This window comes from Enterobacter sp. FW301-JW81 (assembly GCF_058788735.1).
Genome location: NZ_JBYTBA010000006.1, coordinates 197,681 through 217,348 on the forward strand (window position 1 = coordinate 197,681; position 19,668 = coordinate 217,348).

Here is a 19,668-nt window from a genome sequence, read left to right on the forward strand (position 1 = left end):
GCCGTTTTTGATGTTTGTTCCCTCTCCCTGTGGGAGAGGGCCAAGGTGAGGGCATCAGACCGCACAATACAATTAAAGGTAAACCACCACCTCATCCCCCTCCGCTTTCACCACCACGCCCCACTCGCTTCCCGCATGTGAACCGCCCTTCACGCCGCTCACCTTCTGCACGTTGCGCAAGCAGACTGACCAGTTCCGCGCGTCGCCCGCGCCGGTAAAGGTCACGGTATCGCCCTGACGAGATGCCTTCAGCGTAAATACTACAGAACCGTCCGCCGCAGGCACTTCACTCACCGCCGTGGCGCCATCACTCAGGTTAAACAGCTGGAAAGCCGTCCCCTCGTTCCACGCGTAGTCCGGCTTCTGGTTATTGTTGCCCAGCGCCAGCAGCGTATTGTCGCGCACGTAAACCGGCAGGCTCATGAAATCATGCTGCTGCTTATGCCAGCGGCTGCCCTGGATTTCATCGTTGTGCCACAGGTGCGTCCATCGGCCTTCCGGCAGGTAGAACTGCACGTCCCCCGCCTCGGAGAAGACGGGCGCGACCATCACCGAATCCCCCAGCATGTACTGGCGGTCGAGGTAATCACACGCCGGATCGTCCGGGAACTCCAGCATCATCGCCCGCAGCATCGGCGTGCCGAATTCGCGGGCCAGCGCCGCCTGACGATACAGATACGGCATCAGCTGGCATTTCAGCTGAGTGAAGTGGCGCACCACGTCGCAGGACTCGTCATCGTACGCCCACGGCACCCGGTAGGATTTGCTGCCGTGCAGGCGGCTGTGGCTGGAGAAGAGACCAAACGCGCACCAGCGCTTGTAGACGTGCGCCGGGGCGGTGTTTTCGAACCCGCCGATATCGTGGCTCCAGAACCCGAAGCCGGAAAGGCCAATCGACAGCCCCCCGCGCAGGCTTTCGGCCATCGATTCATAGTTGGCATAGCAGTCGCCGCCCCAGTGAACCGGGAACTGCTGCGCCCCGACGGACGCGGAGCGGGCAAACAGCACCGCCTCTTTCTCACCCACCGTCTCTTTCAGCACGTTCCACACCAGCTCGTTATAGATGTAGGCGTAGTGGTTGTGCATCTTCTGCGGATCGGCCCCGTCAAACCACTGCACGTCCGTCGGGATACGCTCGCCGAAGTCGGTCTTGAAGCAATCGACGCCGATATCCACCAGGCCCTTCAGCTTGTCGGCATACCACCGGCACGCGTCCGGGTTAGTGAAGTCATATATCGCCAGCCCAGGCTGCCATTTGTCCCACTGCCACACGCTGCCGTCCGGGCGCTTGAGCAGGTAGCCCTTCTCTTTCAGCTCCCGGAATACCGGTGACTTCTGGCCGATGTACGGGTTGATCCACACGCAGACCTTCAGCCCTTTCTCCTTCAGGCGGCGGATCATCCCTTCCGGGTCCGGGAAGGTCACCGGGTCCCACTCAAAGTCACACCACTGGAAGGCCTTCATCCAGAAGCAGTCGAAGTGGAAGACGTGCAGCGGCAGGTCACGCTCGGCCATGCCGTCGATAAAGCTGTTGACCGTCGCTTCGTCGTAGTTGGTGGTGAACGAGGTAGTCAGCCACAGGCCGAACGACCACGCCGGCGGCAGCGCCGGACGCCCGGTGAAGCGGGTATAGCGGTTCAGCACCTCTTTCGGCGTCGGGCCGTCGATCACGAAGTACTCCAGATATTCCCCTTCGACGCTGAACTGCACTTTGGAGACTTTCTCCGAGCCAATTTCGAAGGAGACGTTTTCCGGATGATTGACCAGCACGCCGTAGCCGCGGTTGGTCAGGTAAAACGGGATATTTTTGTAGGACTGTTCGGTGCTGGTGCCGCCGTCGCAGTTCCAGGTATCGACCCGCTGGCCGTTGCGTACCAGGGCGGTAAAGCGCTCGCCGAGACCGTAGACCGTCTCCCCCACGCCCAGATCCAGACGTTCAAACACGTAATTGCGGGCGGTAGTGGCGTCCTGCACGTAGCCGTTGTTTTTCAGCTGGCTGCCGGTGATGCGCTGCCCGTCGCGCAGGAAATCCAGCGCCCAGAACTCGCCTTTGGTGACACGCACGCTGACGTTGCCGCTTTTCAGCTCGGCAAACTCCGCGTTGTTTTCAATCTCAACATTCGCCTCTTTCAGCACGTTGAGCGGGTAATGCGGGCCTTTATCCTTCGCGCCCTGGAAGTGCTCGATGCGCACCCCGACAATCCCTTCCTGCGGTGCGAAAAGCCGGACGGTGAACATCAACGTATCGAGCTGCCAGGCGCGTTCCCGCACGTCGCGCGGCGCCACGTAGACCACCAGGTCGTTGCCCTGGCGCTCCACGTCGAACACCTGAACCGGATACGTCACGTTCAGCCCCGGTTGAATAAGCCAGTTTCCATCACTGATTTTCATACTTTCGTCCTCTTAGTTCTGTAATTCTTTGCTGACCGGCAGGTTTTCAAATTCCTGCTGGTTGCGGCGTGCGCCCTGCGCCAGCTCGCCCAGGATTTTGGTCAGGAAGGGAGTTTTCAGGGTGTAGTAGCGTTTGGCGATAATGGCGCTCAGCACGTAGCAGACCGCCGGGGCCAGGGTAAACAGGCCGATAATGATGCTGATGGTCGCGCTGTTCTGGGTCTTGGCTGCCGCGTCGTAGCCGCCGCCTGCCAGCATCCAGCCGATCATCGCTCCGCCCAGCGCCAGGCCGAGCTTCAGCACGAACAGCGTCCCCGCAAAGCTGATGCCGGTCAGACGCTTGCCGTTGGTCCATTCGCCGTAGTCGACGGTATCGGACATCATCACCCACTGAATCGGCGTCACCAGCTGGTGCAGGACGCCGATGACGAAGATAAAGGCGAACATCAGTACGGTGGCGTGCATCGGCACGAAGAACATCGCCACGCTAACCACCGCCAGCGCGGCGTTGGTCCACCAGAAGATGCTGACCTTGCACTTCCAGTCGGTGAGCGGTTTCGCCAGCGCGGAGCCAATCAGGTTGCCGACGCAGTAGGTGGTGAGGAACGCGACGAACACCTCCGGCGAACCCATGATCCAGGTGCAGTAGTACATCATCGCGCCGCCGCGCACGCAGACGGCGAGGATGTTGAGGATGGTGAGCACGCCAACGATGCGCCACTGGTCGTTGTGCCAGATGTCGCGCAGGTCTTCCCGCATGGAGGTGGTGCTCGGTGGCACCTGGATGCGCTCTTTGGTGGTGAAGAAGCAGAACGCCAGCATCAGGAACGCGACCACCGACAGCACCGCAATCCCCCCCTGAAAGCCAAAGGCTTTGTCATCGCCACCAATCAGCTTAACGAGCGGCATCATCAGCACCGTGGAGAGCATGCCGCCCGCCGTCGCCAGCACAAAGCGCCAGGACTGCAGGGAGATACGCTGCGTCGGGTCGTTGGTGATCACGCCGCCGAGCGCGCAGTAGGGGATATTGACCACGGTATAGAGCAGTGTCAGCAGGGTGTAGGTAATGGCGGCGTAAACCATTTTGCCGTTGAGGCTGAGATCCGGCGTGGTATAGGCCAGCACGCAGACGATGCCGAACGGGATCGCGCCGAACAAAATCCACGGACGGAACTTGCCCCAGCGGCTACGGGTGCGGTCGGCAATCAGCCCCATGCACGGGTCGGAGATCGCATCCAGCGCGCGCGCCAGCAGGAACATGGTGCCGACAAACCCGGCGGGAATGCCGAAAATATCGGTGTAAAAAAACATCATATAAAGCATGACGTTATCGAAAATGATGTGGCTGGCGGCGTCTCCCATGCCGTAGCCTATCTTCTCTTTTACTGACAATACTTCGCTCATCTTTTCTATCCTTCACGCTGTAAGGGGCGCTGAGACCGGTTACAGAGTTTTAACCCGTTGTATCAGGAACGGGTATTGCGTTTTCTGGTTAGCAAATTACGTTTCTTGTTTTTTGTGATCGCGGTAAATGTTGGGGAGCACGAGGGGCTAACATGAGGATTTTATTAAGAATTAACTGAAAGGAGGCCATTCAGGTCAAAAGAGAGGCGAAAAAAGTGTGTCGGGGTATGTGGTAAATGCCTGAAAGTAGCTATAATGCGCCCCGCCTCCATGTAGCAATGCAGGCGCGGAAGATCGTCATCTCCGGTGAGGTGGCTGGACTTCAAATCCAGTTGGGGGCGCCAGCGTTCCCGGGCAGGTTCGACTCCTGTGATCTTCCGCCAAAAATATATCCTTTCACACCATATTTTTTGAAGAAATAACTTGCTTTCCATTGCCCAAGAGGATTTACAATAATTTTTGTTTGTGGTATTGATCAAACATGAAAAGTAATCTTATCAAATAATATTACAAAATGAGAAAATCAATATTCGACATTGTTTTTAAGTTACATAAAAAGCAGCCATGGCTTGCAGAAAAACATGACGAAGTTTCTACTCTTCTATTTGAAGATTGCAAAGATGATAATCAACAAGATCTAATTATAGAATTATTAGATAGATTCATATATCTTGATGATTCTAAATTTAATGATGCTCTAACCACCCTTTGCGATGAAATCGTAACTGACCCATCTCTTGATAGCGATCAAACTCAAATAGTTTCTTTATCTGCTGATAATAGTCCTGACAGTGGGCAATACATACTTTATGCCTTAAAACCTAGGCTTGAAAAAAGAGAATGGCGAAATCATCTATCCGTTAATAGATATGGTGCTTCTTTTAAAGAATTTAATAGACATGGTGGCGTTCACAAAAAGATAGTTTTAGTTGATGAATTCATAGGTAGTGGACAAAGTGCAATTGGTCGATTTAATGAATTGAGGCGTATTTATGAAAGGCAAGGGATTGTAGATATTGATATAAAAATCTTCGTCATTGCTGCATCTACCGTTGGATTAGAGAGACTAAGACAAGAAAACATACCAGTTACTTATATATATGAAATAAAACGTGGGATCAGTGACTTTTATGATAATAAGGAAAAGAAAGAGAGCCTACTCACGATAATGGATATATTGGAAAAGACACTATCACAAAATTACAAAGGTAGAGACTTACCAAAAAATGGTTATGGAGAAACTGAGTCTCTTTACGCTAGAACTGAGGGGAATACGCCGAATAGCGTATTCCCAATTTTTTGGTGGCCAATATATCTTGATGAAAGAAGCAGGAAAACATTATTAACCAGAGCCATGGGAGACGCATAAATGCAACATAAAATAGAAATCGAAATTCTAAAAATTTTATTAAAGTCATCTCATGGTTTAGAAGCATTCACCATATTTAAAAGACTTAAAATATCTTTTTCATCTTTCATTAAAAACATGGCTTCATTGACTAATAAAGGGATGATTGAGGAAGCCAAAGAAGAGTTTTACAAAATAACAAGCATAGGTATTTCGCAACTCAACCTTGCAAAAAAAAATAATAGCACATATACATGGTTGGTTCTTCCAGAACGATTTGAACCTGAAAAATTCGATGTAAATTCTTTTTATATTCCCAACCGCAGACTTCTTGATAAAATCACTTTCAAAATTGAATGAATTATGATAAATAGGATGTAGACTTGTAGAAACTAGCACGTTGGAGTGTAGTCGCTCCTTGGTTAAGGGTCACTTTAACCACGACTATACGGATAACTCCGTATAGTCGCTTCGAATAGCGTTGCTATTCTCGCGGTTCTTTCAAGGTCGAGATGTCGCGTCACGCAACATCTCGCTCTTGAAGAGAACTTAGGTGTCAGGTATAGAAAGTAGTTTCTACAAGTCATTTTATTTTGACAGGATATAATTATGAGACGTGAATGGGAAGATTTTTATCTTGAAAAAGGTATAAATGCCAATTTTATATCTACTTATCTTGATTATATTAAGGCTTTAGAGTCTCGAAACATTCCCGTAATCTTTGAAGTTGAACACTTATCTAAGCTTATTGGAATAAAATATCCTGAAATTAACGACATTGTTTTTGGAACAAAATCGTTTTATCGCGAATTTAAAATACCGAAAAAGAAAGGAGGATATCGAAAAATATCTTCACCTTATCCATCGCTACGTAAGTGCCAGACGTGGATTCATGAAAAAATCCTTTATTCTTTACGAACTCATAAAAATGCGTTTGCATATAAGAAAGGTAAATCAATTATAGATAATGCAGAACAGCATTTGAATAACCATTTCTTACTTAAAATTGACATCAAAGATTTTTTTCCTAGCATACCAATAAATTGGGTAATTAAATTATTTGATTCCCTGGGATATGCGAAAAATGTATCTTATGCATTAGCATCATTATGTTGCCTTAACGGTTGCTTACCTCAAGGCGGCATCACTAGCCCTTCACTAAGTAATATATTACTTTATCCATTAGATGAACGACTGTCAAAATTGGCGTTAAAATTTAATTTGAAATATAGCCGATATGCCGATGATATGGTTTTTTCTGGCGAAGCGATCCCGTCAAAATTCATTAGCTATGTAACTGACGTAATTGAAAGCTATGGTTTCATTTTAAATAAAGAAAAAACGAAACTGCTGAACAACACAAAACAAAAAATAGTGACGGGAATTGACGTTAGTAAAGATAAGCTACAATTACCGAGAAAAACCAGGCGTGAAATTAAAAAAATCATGCATTATATTAAAAAATACGGGATTTTTAGCCACATTAATAATGAAAAAATTAAAGACCCTAATTACATAAAAAGTTTAGAAGGAAAAATTCGTTTTTGGTTACAAGTTGAGCCAGATAACCAAGAGGCCAGAAGTTACATTGAACATATTAATCAAATGAAGTAATGATTAATCCTTTTCTGAACGAAGGCGTGCTAGTTCATTCCTGCCTAGAATTTTAAACCAATTCCCTAAACTTAATCCCGCATCCTTAGCTGCAGCCTCAAACTGCGCTTTCAACTCCGGCGTAATGCGAATCTGAAAAGTCGGTGCTTTTCCGGATTTTGACTGATTTGGATCACGTTTGGCTGTTGACATGTACGTACCTACGAGAGCAAGATCTCTTCACTGAGGTACGTACCTTAGCATACTAAAACCTCAAATTGAAACGCCCTCGCCAGGTACTTGCAATACCGGACGAGAGCTAACCGCACCAACTATCACGGAGTTGATTATGGCTGATTCGCATTCTACCCCAGACACCGACCAATCCGGAACCGAGCGTTCGTTAATTGTGGGATACCGCCCGAATGTTTTCGACAAATCCACGCCGAAAATCATCCTTTCCGGCAAGTGGCTGCGCGCGGCGGGTTTTGATACCGGACAGCAGGTCACGATAAAAGTCATGAAAGGATGCATCGTTCTGGTGGCGTATAACGAGCAGGAGCAGAGGTTGCAGGATGATTATAAACGGACGAAAGCAAAGCTTATTGAGATAGAGAACGCGCTTGCAGCCATCCAAACTCCGCGTCCTGGAAAGCGCCTCGCAAAATCAAATACAAACCACCTGGCTTAGCGGCTGTTTCTGGCATACTACACGCTTGTAAGGTTAATCACTCGAAAGAGGGAGGCGACATGGCAGATCAAAACGTAATCCACTCTCCGGCTGGCGAATTTATTATGTTTGCCAGCGATGATGGAACTGTTCGCATCACATGTCGCTTTGAACACGAAACGCTCTGGCTGTCGCAAGCAGCTATAGCGGCTCTTTATCAGGTCACTCCTCAAGCCATCACACAGCATATTAAAGCTATTTACGAAGAGGGTGAGCTTGAACAAAAAGCAACTTGTAAGGCTTACTTACAAGTTCAGCAAGAAGGTCAGCGCAAGGTTAATCGCAACACACTTCACTATAGCCTGCCCGTTATTCTCGCCATCGGCTATCGCGTCCGCTCCACGCGAGGTACACAGTTCCGCCAGTGGGCCACCCAAACGCTGCAGGAATATCTGGTAAAAGGCTTCGTTATGGACGACGAGCGCCTGAAAAATCCACCTGTCGGATCATCCGCCGTACCTGACTATTTCGATGAAATGCTGGAACGCATTCGCGATATACGGGCCAGCGAACGCCGGGTTTATCTCCGCGTGAGGGAGATTTTTGCATTAGCCGCTGATTATCAGCCATCACTCAAAGAAACCTCGCAATTCTTCCAGACCATCCAGAATAAACTGCATTTTGCCTGCACGGGTCTTACCGCTGCTGAGTTGATTCACCAGCGCGCGGACGCCACTCAACCGCATATGGGGCTGACCAGCTATAAAGGCGAAGAAGTCCGTAAAAGCGATGTCACCACTGCAAAAAATTATCTGTCTCAGGATGAGGTGAGCGAGCTTAATCGCGTCGTTAATATGTGGCTCGACTTTGCCGAAGATCAGGCCAAACGCCGCAAGCAGGTATTTTTACGAGACTGGCAAACCAAGCTCGATCAGTTCCTGCAATTTAACGACCGGGACGTTTTAGAAGGCGCAGGAAAAATAAGCAAGAAAGCTGCTGATGAAAAGGCGTGCTCAGAATACATCGAGTATGAAAAGAAGCAGCGCCTGCTGAAAGAAGCCGAAGGTGAGAAAGATATTGTCGGCTTATTAAAATGGGATAAGCAGGCTAAGCGCTAATCTCGATCCAACCGCATATGCAACAGCGGAAACGGATTCCCCTGCCCGTCCACTTCCGAGCGCCCGACCTGCTCAAACCCCATATGGCGATAAAACGCGACGCCCTGAGGGTTCTGCTCATTCACATCCACTTCGTTTACGCCAAACTCTGCGATGGCATGTTGCAGCAGTAATTTCCCAACGCCCTTCCCGCGGCTCGCATCATCAACAAACAGCATTTCAATGCGGTTTTCATCCACGCCTAAAAAGCCGTGAATAACGCCTGCGTCATCGCGAGCGATCACGACCTTAAGGTTAGGCAGATAGGCGTTGAGCAATAGCGGGCGCAGCGCCGCAATATCGCTTTCCTGTAAAAAGTGATGGGTGGCGCGAACGGAGGATTCCCAGATGGTAACCAGGCGTTCGAAGTGTGAGGGATGTGCGGTTTCTATTTTCATGGGGGGATCATTATAGAGCGCTGAGATTAAATCAAGTTTCCCGAAGCATAGAGACTGTAAATTGAAAACCTTAAACGAAGTTATATCTTCCCGGACGTCAGAAAGTCGAGAGCGTATCAAGGAGATGGCAAGGGAGTTGATTCAGGAAACAGGTCAGCAGATAGAGCATGAAAAGCAAGAATCATCCCCTGACATGGACAACAAAGCAACGAGTTAACCGTACATGGCAGTTGTTCGGGTAAACCGGACAACTGAGGAACAGTTAATATCACAGCGGCCTGTTCCCCCTCACCCTAACCCTCTCCCTCAAGGGAGAGGGGACTGTCCGTGCGGTTTCTGGCCAACACAGCGCATGTACCTATAGCGCTAAACCCTCACCTCCATCACCGCGTACACCCCATCCTTCGGCACCACCACGGTGACGTTTTCCACCGGCACGCCCGCCGCGATGTGGATATCCTGCAGCTGCTGTAACGACCTCGGGTGAATATCCTCCCAACCGATACCGCGCAGGACAAAATCAATCTGCGGGCTGCTGGTCAGCATGTTCGACACAATCACCGCCCCGCCTGGCTTTACCAGCCGCAGCGCGCGCTGGAGGAAAATTACCGCATCGGTATCGTTGAAGTATTCGAAAATCCCCAGCGCGTCGACCAGTTCGGCCTGATGCTCGCCCAGTTCCAGCAGCAAGTCCTCGTTACGCACCAGGGTATGGACCAGGTTGCGCCGGAGCAGGGTCAGCAGTTCGCCCACCACAATGGCCTCCTGCGCCGCCATGGTTTCCGCCCAGCTGAGCGCCACGGGGTCTTTGTCCACCAGCGTGAGGTACACCTGCTGGCCGTCGAGCTTTGCCTCGCGCAGCGCCTCCAGCACCGGAATGGCGGCCCCGCTCGCCAGGCTGACCCAGTTATTCTCGCTTTCATTATGAATGTACTTATCCACCAGCGCGGCCAGCACCCGGGCGCGGGAGCGCACGCCTACCGCATCGTTAGCGTGGATAAACCACTGACGGCTGTCGCTGTCCATTTTGGTTCCGTCGGGCAGGCGGTCTTCCAGCGGGTTTTGCACCACAAACAGCGCCAGCGCGGAGGGCACCAGCCGGGTTCGCCACGCGGTAAGCGCCGGACGGTTGCGAAAGGCCTGCTCGGAATAGCGATTCTGTGGGACAAGTACGGCCTGTCCCCCCTCGTCGTATTCAACGCGCGGGGGCCGGAGCGCAGGCTCGGCTTTCAGCGCCCGGTCGAGGGTGGCGATCTCACGGGCAGCATCGTCTTTCATTGGCCACTGGTCGCTGATGTCGGGAAATGACGCACTGAAAATCGTCATATTTGCCGGTGCATCGCCGCGAAAAGGCTGCCAGTTCATGTCGTCTTCCCTCCGTTGGGCTTTTAACGGAAGTCTATCCAGGCGAGCCAGTAATACCCTACGAAGAAAGCACGAAATCTGGGCATTAGCTCTGCGACGTGCGCCATGCCCCAGGCGTACAGCCGTACTCGGTCTGGAAGTGACGGATAAAGTGCGCGCAGTCGCTAAAGCCCATCCGCCGCGCAATGTCCGTGACGCTTTGCTGCGAGTTCTTCAGCAGCCAGCAGGCGTAGCGCAGCCTGGCACTGCGGATGAATTCCCGCGCCGTTTTACCAAACTCGGCGTGAAACAGCCGGTTAAGCTGACGCTCGCTGAGCGCCACTTCGCTGGCCAACCCGGCGGTGCTGAGCGGGCGCGTCAGATACTGCTCAATCATCATGACCGCACGGCGCAGGCGCGAGTCAGGGATCAGGGCAATGTTGGCAGGCCGGGGCGTGGCCGTCTCATGCGGCGTCAGGGAAAGGCGCTGGCAGGCGCTATGGGCGATCTCACTGCCGGCGTGGGCGCGAATAAGCTCTGTCGCCAGGGTGATGGTTGAGATCCCGCCGGGGCAGGTCAGAACATCCCCCTCGTCAATAAAATCATAGCCTTGTTCGGCGTATACCTGCGGGAAGGCTTGGTGGAATCGCTCAAGGTGGAAAGGGTGAATCGATGCGCGCCGCTCGTTCAACAACCCCTCCTGCGCCAGCACAAAGCTGCCGGTGCCGATGCCAATCAGCGGGACATTCATATGGTGGGCATGGGCGAGGTAGTCTCTGTCCCCCGGATAACCCTGCGAGAGGTACTCCAGCTCGCCGCCGATGGTCGCAATATAGTTAAACGTCTCCGGCGGCGCGTGCGGGGCATCGGGCCTGATGCTCACCCCGGAGCTGCTGGTAACAGGGTTATCAGGCTGCTCGCTGAGTAAACTGATTTTGAATGCTTTTTTCTTTTGGGCTTTGGTTGCGTATCGCAACGCTTCCAGCAGGCCGGACAAGGCTAGCAGTGAATACCGGGGCCACAGCAGTAACCCAATATGCAGCTGCGTTTCCGACGCAGATATACCTCCACCGGAAGAGTCAAAGAGAGTTTTCATTTTCTTGCCAAATTTGAATAAGAACAACATTATTGCAACACGTGGCTGCTATTTATATTCCTAAGATAATCCTTAAGCTCTAAATCAAGCATAAATGAAAACGACGGCTTTGATAACTTTTTACTAAATACGCTCATCCATTTTTTGAACTGCGGCATACATATGTCGGTAATGTTCCTAACGTGAAAATATAGTTATCATTTTGTTGTTCATTGATCCGAATATAAATACTTTTTCCAGGGTATACGAAGAACTGCGGCTCATATTTTTCAAGCCAGTTATCGGTAACATTATCGTCCGGGAATTTCATATGCCGTAAGGAAGTCAGTAAAAAGACATTATCCTTGCGCTCAACCTGAAAAAATATTTTCCGGTCAATATTTTTTGTCGGATCGCTATCAACGCTGCCATTCATACTGAGCGTCCCGCTGTTGCCGTCAAAGATGTAATTCAGCCACAGGGTGAGTTTCTCTTCGGGATGATGCTGTACCAGGTTCGCCTGACACGAAAAAGGCTGCACGTAATACCGGTGCCACAGGTAATAACCCGACAGCATTACCCCCACCAGCAGACATGCGGTGAACAGATACAGCAGCTGACGAAAACGGGTCATGCTAGCGCTCCTCAATAAAATAGTCAGAGATGCAGCGATTCGGCTCCTTCATCGATCTGTCACACCGAATCACGGACGCGCGCGGCAGCAGGGAGTACCAGCTGATGTACACCCACGGATAGCTCGTGCAGGCGTCCTTAAACGGCGTCACATATGCCAGGGCTTTCGACCGCTCGTCCTGGGTCTGAATATCCTGAGCCAGGTAGACGTGACACGCCCCGACCAAAGCAGTAAACCGATAGTCATCGATAAAACGGTTTTCACGCGCGCTGCTGTGAGTTGCGATGCCTGCTCCAACCAGCACCAGCAGCGCGATCAGCATGCCAGGAAGCCACCGGGAGCGATGCCCGGCTGCGCGGGTTACGGCTACCGGTTCCGCCGACAGCGGTGGCAGCGCGGCAGGCAAGGCCATGACGCGTGGCTCAGGCATATCTTCCTCAGGAAGCTCCGCTGCGCGGGGATGGGCGTCTTTGATCACGATTTGCGTATCGCTCGCCAGCGTTAACCCGATGCGCGGAATGGTGACGATGGGGTCAACCTCAAAACCACTCTTTTTCAACCCCTTTCGCAGAATAGAGATGTTTTGATAATAAGTATTGGGCGAGACCAGCATACCGCGGCGCTGCCAGACAATATCCAGAAACTCCTGTTGCGTGACAATAGTTCCGGCTCTTTCTATTAATAACAACAGACATCGGCCTGCCGGAGAATTTAAAACCACAACCCGATCGGGGCTGGCGATATCCCTCAGCGTGCTGGTCGCGGGATGAAACTCAACCATATTATTGATGATGTAATGCTTATGCATAGCGTTGGTGAGTGTTCTCCGTTCAATTGCGCCGTTTTTCACGACGGCCTGTCAGTACACCGGCGAATGTAGAATACGTTCGCCACGTAACATAAGGATTAATGTGGCTGATAAAGATTATGCTGTATATATCAGCCATTGGCGAAAAATCTTATTTTCCTCTCTTCTCTCTGTCGCTTAACTGAAGCGTAAGACGCATTAAACGCCGCTCTGGCGCGCTCTGGCTGGCTGAATATCCTCTCTCTTAACTTTTCTGAAGTAGTGAAGGAACACGGTAGCAGACCAGGAGTAACCCGCCACACTTGACATTGACAAAACCCTACAAAAACCATAATTGAACAGCGTGGACATGGACGTCTGAAATATACAGAACGGTTAACACTTAAGTTTTCTTAACTTCCTTTAATATCAATAAATAATGCTATTTTTGCCGATATTCACCCTGCGGTATCATCAGTATAAATCGATGATAACACTCGGAAATTGTTATCCTCCGTCAGCACTTCAGCCCCCGCACTGACGCTAACAGACACTTCCCTTACACAACATTTAACAAAGACAAAGATTAATAAAAAAAAGCGGTTATGCTTATTTACAGGCAATAAAGAGGAGAAACATCAACAGAGGAACCGATCGACAGCGGTATCAAAATCGACAATTAATACAAATTAAGATTAATTCAGATTACCTCTTTTATGGCCGGCGTATAGTAGGCCTACTCCATGCATAGCGTGATGACTTCGAGAACTTAGACCAACCTTAATCGTATCGGTTTGTCTTATTATTATTATAAATCGAGGGACTAACATGGCGAATAAGAATGAAACACAACAACATTTACGCATCGCGTTAATGGGTGGCGACCATTATGCGCGAAAGGGCATCATCACAATATTAAGGAGCATTACGCCAGAATCTCAGATTGAAATGACAGCCGGGGATTTTCAGCAGCTTGATAACGTATTGTCGACTACGCCAATTGATATTCTCCTGTTATCAGGTTCTGACAAGTATCACACCGGATATGATTATCTTAATGGGTTGAAAAGAATCAAAGCGAAATATCCCGGCGTGATTGTTTGTATGTATTCCGCCCCTGCGCATTCATCGCAATGGATCAGAGGCGATATCGATGCCTATATCTCGCTGCATGAGTCGGTTTATTGCTGGCGGACGAAATTATTAAAAATGGTCGATAGCCGCTATCGCCCACAAAAGAAACCAACGGCGTTATCGCTGACGCCAGGAGAGTGGAGGGTCTTGAAGGAACTTAGGAACGGACTGGATATGAGTTACATCGCAGAAACAGAGAAGCTTTCATATCGCCGGGTAAGCGCTTTAAAAAACTCCGCGATACGAAAACTCGGGCTCAGGAATAAGACAGATTTGCTGGTCTTTTTAACCAGTTAGACCTGCCGCTTTCAGAGCAAATCTCATCAATAAAAACAAAGGAATTAAGAAAATGAAAGCACGCGTAAAACACAGCACATTTCTGGCATTAAGCATTGCCGCTCTGCTGCCTGCCGGTTCCGCCATGGCGGCAACCGCGAGCGGCGGCACGGTGAACTTCAGCGGCAAAGTCGTGACCTCCGCCTGCGCCATCAGCGCAGGCAGCGCCAACATTGACGTCGATCTGGGCGAAGTGCGTACCGCCACGCTGGCGGCCGCAGGCAGCGAAGCCAGCACCGCAAAAGCGTTTGCCATCACCCTGGAAGATTGCGAAATCGCCGATACCTCAGCGTCAACGGAGGCAAATCCGATTGCCGCAACAACCGTATCCGTCACCTTCACCGGTACGCCGGACTCCACCGATGCCAATAGCCTGGCCGCCGGAGCAAACGGCAGCACCACCTCCGCGCAGCATGTGGCGATTCGTCTTTATGACGAACAGGGCAACGTGGTGAATCTGGGTGAACCCGCAGCGGCCATCCCGCTGCGTAAGGGTGCCAACACCCTGAACTTCAGCGCGAAATATTACTCGCCGCAGGGCGGTGCCACCGCGGGTGATGCCAGCGCTGTCGCGACCTACACCGTTACCTATTCGTAATTTTCAGGCCCGGTCTGCTGGCCGGGCCTGACTCAGCTTTGAGGAGCGTCACTATGCGCGTAAACACATGGATTTGCCTGGCTGCCACAGTATGTTCAACCGCCGCGTACGCCGGCGGCGTGGGGTTAGGCGCAACGCGAATGGTCTACTCCAGCGCCACCAACCAGTCCATGCTGCAGGTCAGGAACACGCATCCCGACGCCACGTTCCTGATCCAGTCATGGATGGAAAACGAGAAAGGGCAAAAAACCAACGATTTCGTTATCACGCCACCGCTGTACGTCATGAAACCCGCCAGCGAAAGCGCGGTAAAAATTATGTTTAACGGCAAAGCCCTGCCAGAAGATCGCGAAACGCTCTACTGGATGACGGTCAAAGCCATTCCGCAGCAGTCCAAAAGCGGTTCCGGCAATTCGCTGCAGTTTGCGTCGGCAAACCGCATCAAGGTCTTTTATCGCCCGGAGAGCCTCGGACAAGGCGCAGGCGAGGCATGGAAAAGCCTTTCGGGCGTGTATCGCGCCGGGAAAGTGACACTCACGAACCCAACGCCGTACTACCTCACCACTATCAACGTGAAAATTGATGGTATGCCGGTGCAGCCGGTGATGGTGCCGCCGAAATCCAGCGTGGCGCTGGCCGAAACCTTCAGCCATGCGAACACCATGAGCTATCAGACCATTAACGATTACGGGGCATGGACCCCCGCCACGCGCGCGTCGTTATCCCAATAATAAAAACAGTAAGGCGTGACCACGTGAAAAGAAAAATCCTGTGCGCCACGGTGATCTCCCTGGTGATTCGGCAAGCCGTGGCTGCCGAAAGCGAACTGCAATTTAACCCCGCGTTCCTCAACGGCGAGAGCGCAAACAGCGCCGATCTCGCCTGGGTTAACGCCGGGAGTGCGCTGCCGCCGGGAGACTACAACCTCAACGTGTATATCAATAACAACTACGCGTTCACAGGCAACGTCACGTTCCGCATTGCTGAAAATACGGCGGGAGAAGCCCTGCCGTGCCTTACGCCTGAACAAATCGCCGCGCTGGGTATCGACAGCCAGCAGGCAAAAGGCGGCGCGCTGCCGCTGGCGCAGCGCTGCATCTTCCTGACACAGGCATTTGCCGATAGCCGGTTTGATTTTGACCAGCAGACGCTCACCCTGAACTTCACCGTACCGCAAAGTGCGATGCGCAATTTGCCGCGCGGGTACGTCAGCCCGGAAAGCTGGGAGGCAGGGATCCCTGCCGCGTGGCTGAATTATGTGGTGAACGGTTCGAACAATGAATATCAGGGCGAGACGCGCACGCGCGATCGGCAGCTGTTTGCAAGCCTGAACAGCGCCATCAACCTCGGCGCGTGGCGGCTGCGTGATTTCACCACGTGGACCAAAGAGAGCAACGAGCTTACCCACGTGCAAACCTGGCTGCAGAGGGATATCCCCGGCCTGAATGCCCAGGCGTATGCCGGTGAAACCTATACCTCGTCACAGGTCTTCGACTCTGTGGGCCTGCGCGGTGTTGCCCTGAAAACCGATGACAACATGCTGCCTGCCAGCCTGAGCGGCTACGCGCCGGAAGTCCGCGGTATCGCCCGCAGCAACGCCACCGTGACGGTTCGCCAGAACGGCAACATCATCTATCAAACCTCCGTTCCGCCGGGGGCGTTTGTGCTGAAAGATCTCTACCCGACGTCGTCAGGTGGCGATCTCGCGGTCACCATTCAGGAGAACGACGGCAGCCAGACGCAATACACGATTCCCTTCGCCAGCGTGCCGAACCTGGTGCGTAACGGGCAGGTGAAATATGCCTTCGGTGCCGGGACCTACCGCCCGATGGGCGATCAGGCGTCGCCCTCTTTCGCGCAGGGCGAGATGTTCTACGGCTGGCGCTACGGCCTGACGTTTTACGGCGGGGCGCAGTTTGCCGATCGCTATAACGGTCTGGCTTTCGGGGTTGGGCAAAACCTCGGCCGCTTTGGTGCCTACTCCATTGACCTGACCCACGCCCGCAGCCAGCTGGCGGACGATCGGCACTACACCGGCGATTCCGTGCGCCTGCGCTACAGCAAGCTGCTGAACGTCATCGGCACGCGGGTAAACTTCTTCTCGCTGCGCTACTCCACGGAGGGGTTTTATACCCTCAGCGATACCACGTACAAAGGGATGGCGGGCGGGACGCCAAAGCAGATTGTGGAAGACGATGGCACCGTCACCACCCACTACGACACGGTATATAACCTGCGGATGTCGCGTAAAGCCAAAAACCAGCTGCTGCTGTCGCAGCCGATGGGGGAATACGGCTCGCTGTCGCTGTCGTGGGATCAGCAAACCTACTGGAACACGTCAAATACCACGCAAAGCCTGCAGTTCGCGTGGAACGCCACGTTTCGTAACGTGTCGCTTGGCGTCAGCGTTCAGCGCAGCGCCAGCCTGTACGACAACAAGAAAGAGAACCTTCTGGCGCTCTCCCTGTCGGTGCCGTTTGGCAACCCGCAGCTCGCCACGCGCGCCCGCTTTACGACTACCCATGCGGATTCAACCGGCACCACCGCCAGCACCGGCGTGAGCGGTTACCTGCCGGGCCAGGAGAACCTGTTTTATAGCGTTAACCAACGCTACAGCAGGCAGCAACGGTACGGCGGTGATGTCGCCCTGCAGTACGAAGGCGCGCGCGGGGACTATAACCTCGGCTACAGCTACACCCGCGATTCCCAAAACCTCAGCTACGGGATGAGCGGCGGCGCGGTGCTGCATGAAGATGGCCTGACGCTGAGCCAGCCGCTCGGCAATACCAATATTCTGGTTAAAGCCCCCGGGGCCAGCAACGTTTCCGTGCTTAATCACAAGGGCATCAAAACCGACAGCCGGGGATATGCGGTGATCCCGTACGCCACGCCATATCGCGTCAATCAGGTCGCGCTGGACGTCACCACGGCGGGTAACGACGTAGAGCTCGAGAATGCCATCGTCAACAAAACGCCCACCGACGGCGCGCTGGTCCGCGCCACCCTCGTCACGCGCCAGGGGGCAAAAGCGATGTTTAGCGTGCGTCGCGGCAACGACGTGCTCCCCTTCGGCACGCTGGTCTCACTCAGTGATGACAAAACCAGCGGCATCGTCGGCGACGGCGGCAGCCTGTATCTGTCCGGTCTGCCCGTTAAGGGCGCGTTGAGCGCGGTGTGGGGCCGCAGCAGCGACCAGCGCTGCACCATTAACTATGCGTTAAATAAGCAAAATTATAATGCCCGCACCGGCCTTTATTCACAGGAGGTGGTATGTCAGTAACGCTTCGAATGGCCAGCATTGTCCTGCTGCTGTTTTTTACTCTCCCCGTTCGCGGCTATGACGTGCTGGTTTCCGTCACCGGCAATTTGATCGGCAATACCTGCGTGGTCGCCGCGGGTTCTAAAGAGCAGGAGGTACCGCTGGGGACCATTGGGATCAAACAGTTCCCCCGAGCAGGGGCGGTAAGCAATATCAAAACGCCCTTCACAATCAGGCTTGAAGCCTGCGGGCCGACCTTTGCCGGGGTAAAAATCCGCTTCAGCGGCACGCCGGACGATGACGACCCGCAGCTGGTAAAAATTGCCGACGGCGGCGCAACCGGCGTGGCGGTGCAAATCCTTGATAAAGACAGCGCGCTGATTCCACTGAACACGCAAACCACCGCCTGGGGTACGCCGGGCGATGACAGCGTAGAGGTAACCTTCTATGCCCGACTGGCCGCCACGGGCGCGCCCGTCAATGCCGGAGACGTCTCTGCTTTCGCCACCTGGACCACGGAGTATCAATGATGCGTTTAGCTTTTTTAATCACCGGATTACTCCTCTGCGCCAGCGTACAGGCGATGGAGTGGAAATCGGATATTACCCTCTCCCCTCAGCCGATGACCTACAGCGGGCCCGCGGATTCGGTAGTGCCGGGCAACATCATCGGTTCGACCTGGAGCGCCACCGTCAGCGTGCAGCAGGTATTCTGGTGCGGCTGGGTGTTTACCTGCTCCAAAGGCACACTGGAGCCGAGCAGCAGCGCAATTTCAAGCGGCATGACGGTTACCATAGATGGCGTGAACTACACCATTTTTGAAACCGGCGTGCCGGGGGTGGGGTATATCATCGGGCTGAAGGATTTCAACGGCTCCGCCTGGATACCGCTGCAGGGCGGTATTACGCAAAGCTACCCGGCGGACGGTACCAATGGCTATGCCACCGATTTAGGCTGGTCGGCCAAGGTGACCTTTATTAAGACCGGCACGGCGCTGAAATCAGGGGTTTACCAGATCCCCACCATCAACGCCGCGGTCCTGACCGCGTATAACAACGAGATCAAAACGGCAAAGGTCATTATTAACCCTACCACCATCACCGTCACGGCGAGCGGCTGTACGGTGGGCACCAAAAGCGCGAATGTCGATCTGGGCACGATTGATATCCGTACCTTGACCACCGTGGGCAGCACGTCACCTTCCGGGTCGTTTAACGTCAGCCTGACCTGCGATGCGAACGTGGCGGTTAACGCGGTGATGACCGATCAGACCACGCCGTCGAATACCTCGTCGGTGGTCACGCTGACAGGCGACTCCACGGCGTCCGGCGTGGGGGTGCAGTTTTTCTATAACGGCACCGGCCCGCTGATGATGGGGCCAGACAGCTCGGCGGCGGGCACGACGAACCAGTTCTTTATCCAGAGCACCACCGCGGCGCAAACCCTGTCGCTGCCGTTCCAGGCGCAGTACATCCGCACCGGCGAGCTGGTCCCCGGCTCGGCGAACGCCCTGGCAAGCATTACGTTTTCCTACCAGTAG

General features: G+C 52.8%; 19 protein-coding genes and 1 tRNA gene. 12 read left to right on the plus strand and 8 right to left on the minus strand.

The window, feature by feature from the left end; genetic code table 11:
• Positions 1 to 72: 72 nt before the first annotated feature.
• Complete coding sequence (gene yicI / locus AC3WOK_RS18890; RefSeq protein WP_492354959.1) at positions 73 to 2,391, minus strand: alpha-xylosidase; 2,319 nt, start codon at positions 2,389 to 2,391, stop codon at positions 73 to 75.
• 12 nt (positions 2,392 to 2,403) lie between these two features.
• Positions 2,404 to 3,795: a glycoside-pentoside-hexuronide family transporter gene (locus AC3WOK_RS18895; RefSeq protein ID WP_023334006.1), complete on the minus strand. Its 1,392-nt coding sequence runs from the start codon at positions 3,793 to 3,795 to the stop codon at positions 2,404 to 2,406.
• 288 nt (positions 3,796 to 4,083) lie between these two features.
• On the opposite strand from AC3WOK_RS18895, the gene AC3WOK_RS18900 reads away from it, so the two are divergent.
• The 4 genes from AC3WOK_RS18900 to AC3WOK_RS18915 all read left to right on the plus strand — a co-directional run bounded on the left by AC3WOK_RS18900 (position 4,084) and on the right by AC3WOK_RS18915 (position 6,757).
• Positions 4,084 to 4,178 (plus strand) — tRNA-Sec (locus tag AC3WOK_RS18900).
• Positions 4,179 to 4,309: 131 nt separating this feature from the next.
• Positions 4,310 to 5,164, plus strand: coding sequence for a phosphoribosyltransferase-like protein (locus AC3WOK_RS18905; protein WP_492354960.1), 855 nt, complete (start codon positions 4,310 to 4,312; stop codon positions 5,162 to 5,164).
• Positions 5,165 to 5,503 carry a hypothetical protein gene (locus AC3WOK_RS18910; RefSeq protein WP_492354961.1) on the plus strand — a complete coding sequence of 113 codons (339 nt, stop codon included), beginning with the start codon at positions 5,165 to 5,167 and terminating at the stop codon, positions 5,501 to 5,503.
• A 249-nt stretch (positions 5,504 to 5,752) separates the two neighbouring features.
• Entirely contained in the window at positions 5,753 to 6,757 is a 1,005-nt protein-coding gene (locus AC3WOK_RS18915; protein ID WP_492354962.1) for a retron St85 family RNA-directed DNA polymerase, read from the plus strand.
• 3 nt (positions 6,758 to 6,760) lie between these two features.
• On the opposite strand, the gene AC3WOK_RS18920 is transcribed toward AC3WOK_RS18915, so the two are convergent.
• Complete coding sequence (locus AC3WOK_RS18920) at positions 6,761 to 6,949, minus strand: toxin-antitoxin system HicB family antitoxin (RefSeq protein ID WP_198886721.1); 189 nt, start codon at positions 6,947 to 6,949, stop codon at positions 6,761 to 6,763.
• Between the two features lie 136 nt (positions 6,950 to 7,085).
• Here AC3WOK_RS18920 and AC3WOK_RS18925 point away from each other — a divergent pair, with 136 nt between their 5' ends.
• Both AC3WOK_RS18925 and AC3WOK_RS18930 read left to right on the plus strand, forming a co-directional pair.
• A complete protein-coding gene (locus tag AC3WOK_RS18925) occupies positions 7,086 to 7,427 on the plus strand; it encodes a SymE family type I addiction module toxin (protein WP_100167473.1) in 342 nt (113 codons plus the stop codon).
• Between the two features lie 59 nt (positions 7,428 to 7,486).
• Positions 7,487 to 8,524, plus strand: a complete 1,038-nt coding sequence (locus AC3WOK_RS18930) for a virulence RhuM family protein (protein WP_492354963.1) — start codon at positions 7,487 to 7,489, stop codon at positions 8,522 to 8,524.
• On the opposite strand, the gene AC3WOK_RS18935 is transcribed toward AC3WOK_RS18930, so the two are convergent.
• The 5 genes from AC3WOK_RS18935 to AC3WOK_RS18955 form a co-directional block, all read right to left on the minus strand.
• Positions 8,521 to 8,961 carry an acetyltransferase gene (locus AC3WOK_RS18935; protein ID WP_492354964.1) on the minus strand — a complete coding sequence of 147 codons (441 nt, stop codon included), beginning with the start codon at positions 8,959 to 8,961 and terminating at the stop codon, positions 8,521 to 8,523. The two genes, AC3WOK_RS18930 and AC3WOK_RS18935, sit on opposite strands and share 4 nt — an antisense overlap.
• 366 nt (positions 8,962 to 9,327) lie before the next feature.
• Positions 9,328 to 10,326: a class I SAM-dependent methyltransferase gene (locus AC3WOK_RS18940; protein WP_492354965.1), complete on the minus strand. Its 999-nt coding sequence runs from the start codon at positions 10,324 to 10,326 to the stop codon at positions 9,328 to 9,330.
• 85 nt (positions 10,327 to 10,411) lie between these two features.
• Positions 10,412 to 11,293 (minus strand): GlxA family transcriptional regulator, encoded by an 882-nt coding sequence (locus AC3WOK_RS18945; protein WP_492354993.1) that lies wholly within the window; start codon positions 11,291 to 11,293, stop codon positions 10,412 to 10,414.
• A gap of 241 nt (positions 11,294 to 11,534) precedes the next feature.
• The gene (locus AC3WOK_RS18950) at positions 11,535 to 12,014 is read right to left on the minus strand and encodes a YqeJ family protein (protein WP_059310310.1); all 480 of its coding nucleotides are present in this window, start codon (positions 12,012 to 12,014) and stop codon (positions 11,535 to 11,537) included.
• Position 12,015: 1 nt separating this feature from the next.
• Positions 12,016 to 12,822 (minus strand): winged helix-turn-helix domain-containing protein, encoded by an 807-nt coding sequence (locus AC3WOK_RS18955; protein WP_492354966.1) that lies wholly within the window; start codon positions 12,820 to 12,822, stop codon positions 12,016 to 12,018.
• 807 nt (positions 12,823 to 13,629) lie between these two features.
• Between AC3WOK_RS18955 and AC3WOK_RS18960 the strand changes: the two genes are divergently transcribed.
• The 6 genes from AC3WOK_RS18960 to AC3WOK_RS18985 are packed head-to-tail and all read left to right on the plus strand — an operon-like array spanning position 13,630 to position 19,668.
• Positions 13,630 to 14,232, plus strand: a complete 603-nt coding sequence (locus tag AC3WOK_RS18960) for a DNA-binding response regulator (protein ID WP_059310308.1) — start codon at positions 13,630 to 13,632, stop codon at positions 14,230 to 14,232.
• 52 nt (positions 14,233 to 14,284) lie between these two features.
• Positions 14,285 to 14,869 (plus strand): fimbrial protein, encoded by a 585-nt coding sequence (locus AC3WOK_RS18965; protein WP_492354967.1) that lies wholly within the window; start codon positions 14,285 to 14,287, stop codon positions 14,867 to 14,869.
• A 53-nt stretch (positions 14,870 to 14,922) separates the two neighbouring features.
• Positions 14,923 to 15,600, plus strand: a complete 678-nt coding sequence (locus tag AC3WOK_RS18970; protein WP_059310306.1) for a fimbria/pilus periplasmic chaperone — start codon at positions 14,923 to 14,925, stop codon at positions 15,598 to 15,600.
• A 23-nt stretch (positions 15,601 to 15,623) separates the two neighbouring features.
• Positions 15,624 to 18,149: a fimbria/pilus outer membrane usher protein gene (locus AC3WOK_RS18975; RefSeq protein ID WP_492354968.1), complete on the plus strand. Its 2,526-nt coding sequence runs from the start codon at positions 15,624 to 15,626 to the stop codon at positions 18,147 to 18,149.
• Positions 18,140 to 18,658 carry a fimbrial protein gene (locus AC3WOK_RS18980; RefSeq protein ID WP_063957951.1) on the plus strand — a complete coding sequence of 173 codons (519 nt, stop codon included), beginning with the start codon at positions 18,140 to 18,142 and terminating at the stop codon, positions 18,656 to 18,658. Before AC3WOK_RS18975 ends, AC3WOK_RS18980 begins: the two co-directional genes overlap by 10 nt.
• Positions 18,658 to 19,668: a fimbrial protein gene (locus AC3WOK_RS18985; protein WP_059310375.1), complete on the plus strand. Its 1,011-nt coding sequence runs from the start codon at positions 18,658 to 18,660 to the stop codon at positions 19,666 to 19,668. Before AC3WOK_RS18980 ends, AC3WOK_RS18985 begins: the two co-directional genes overlap by 1 nt.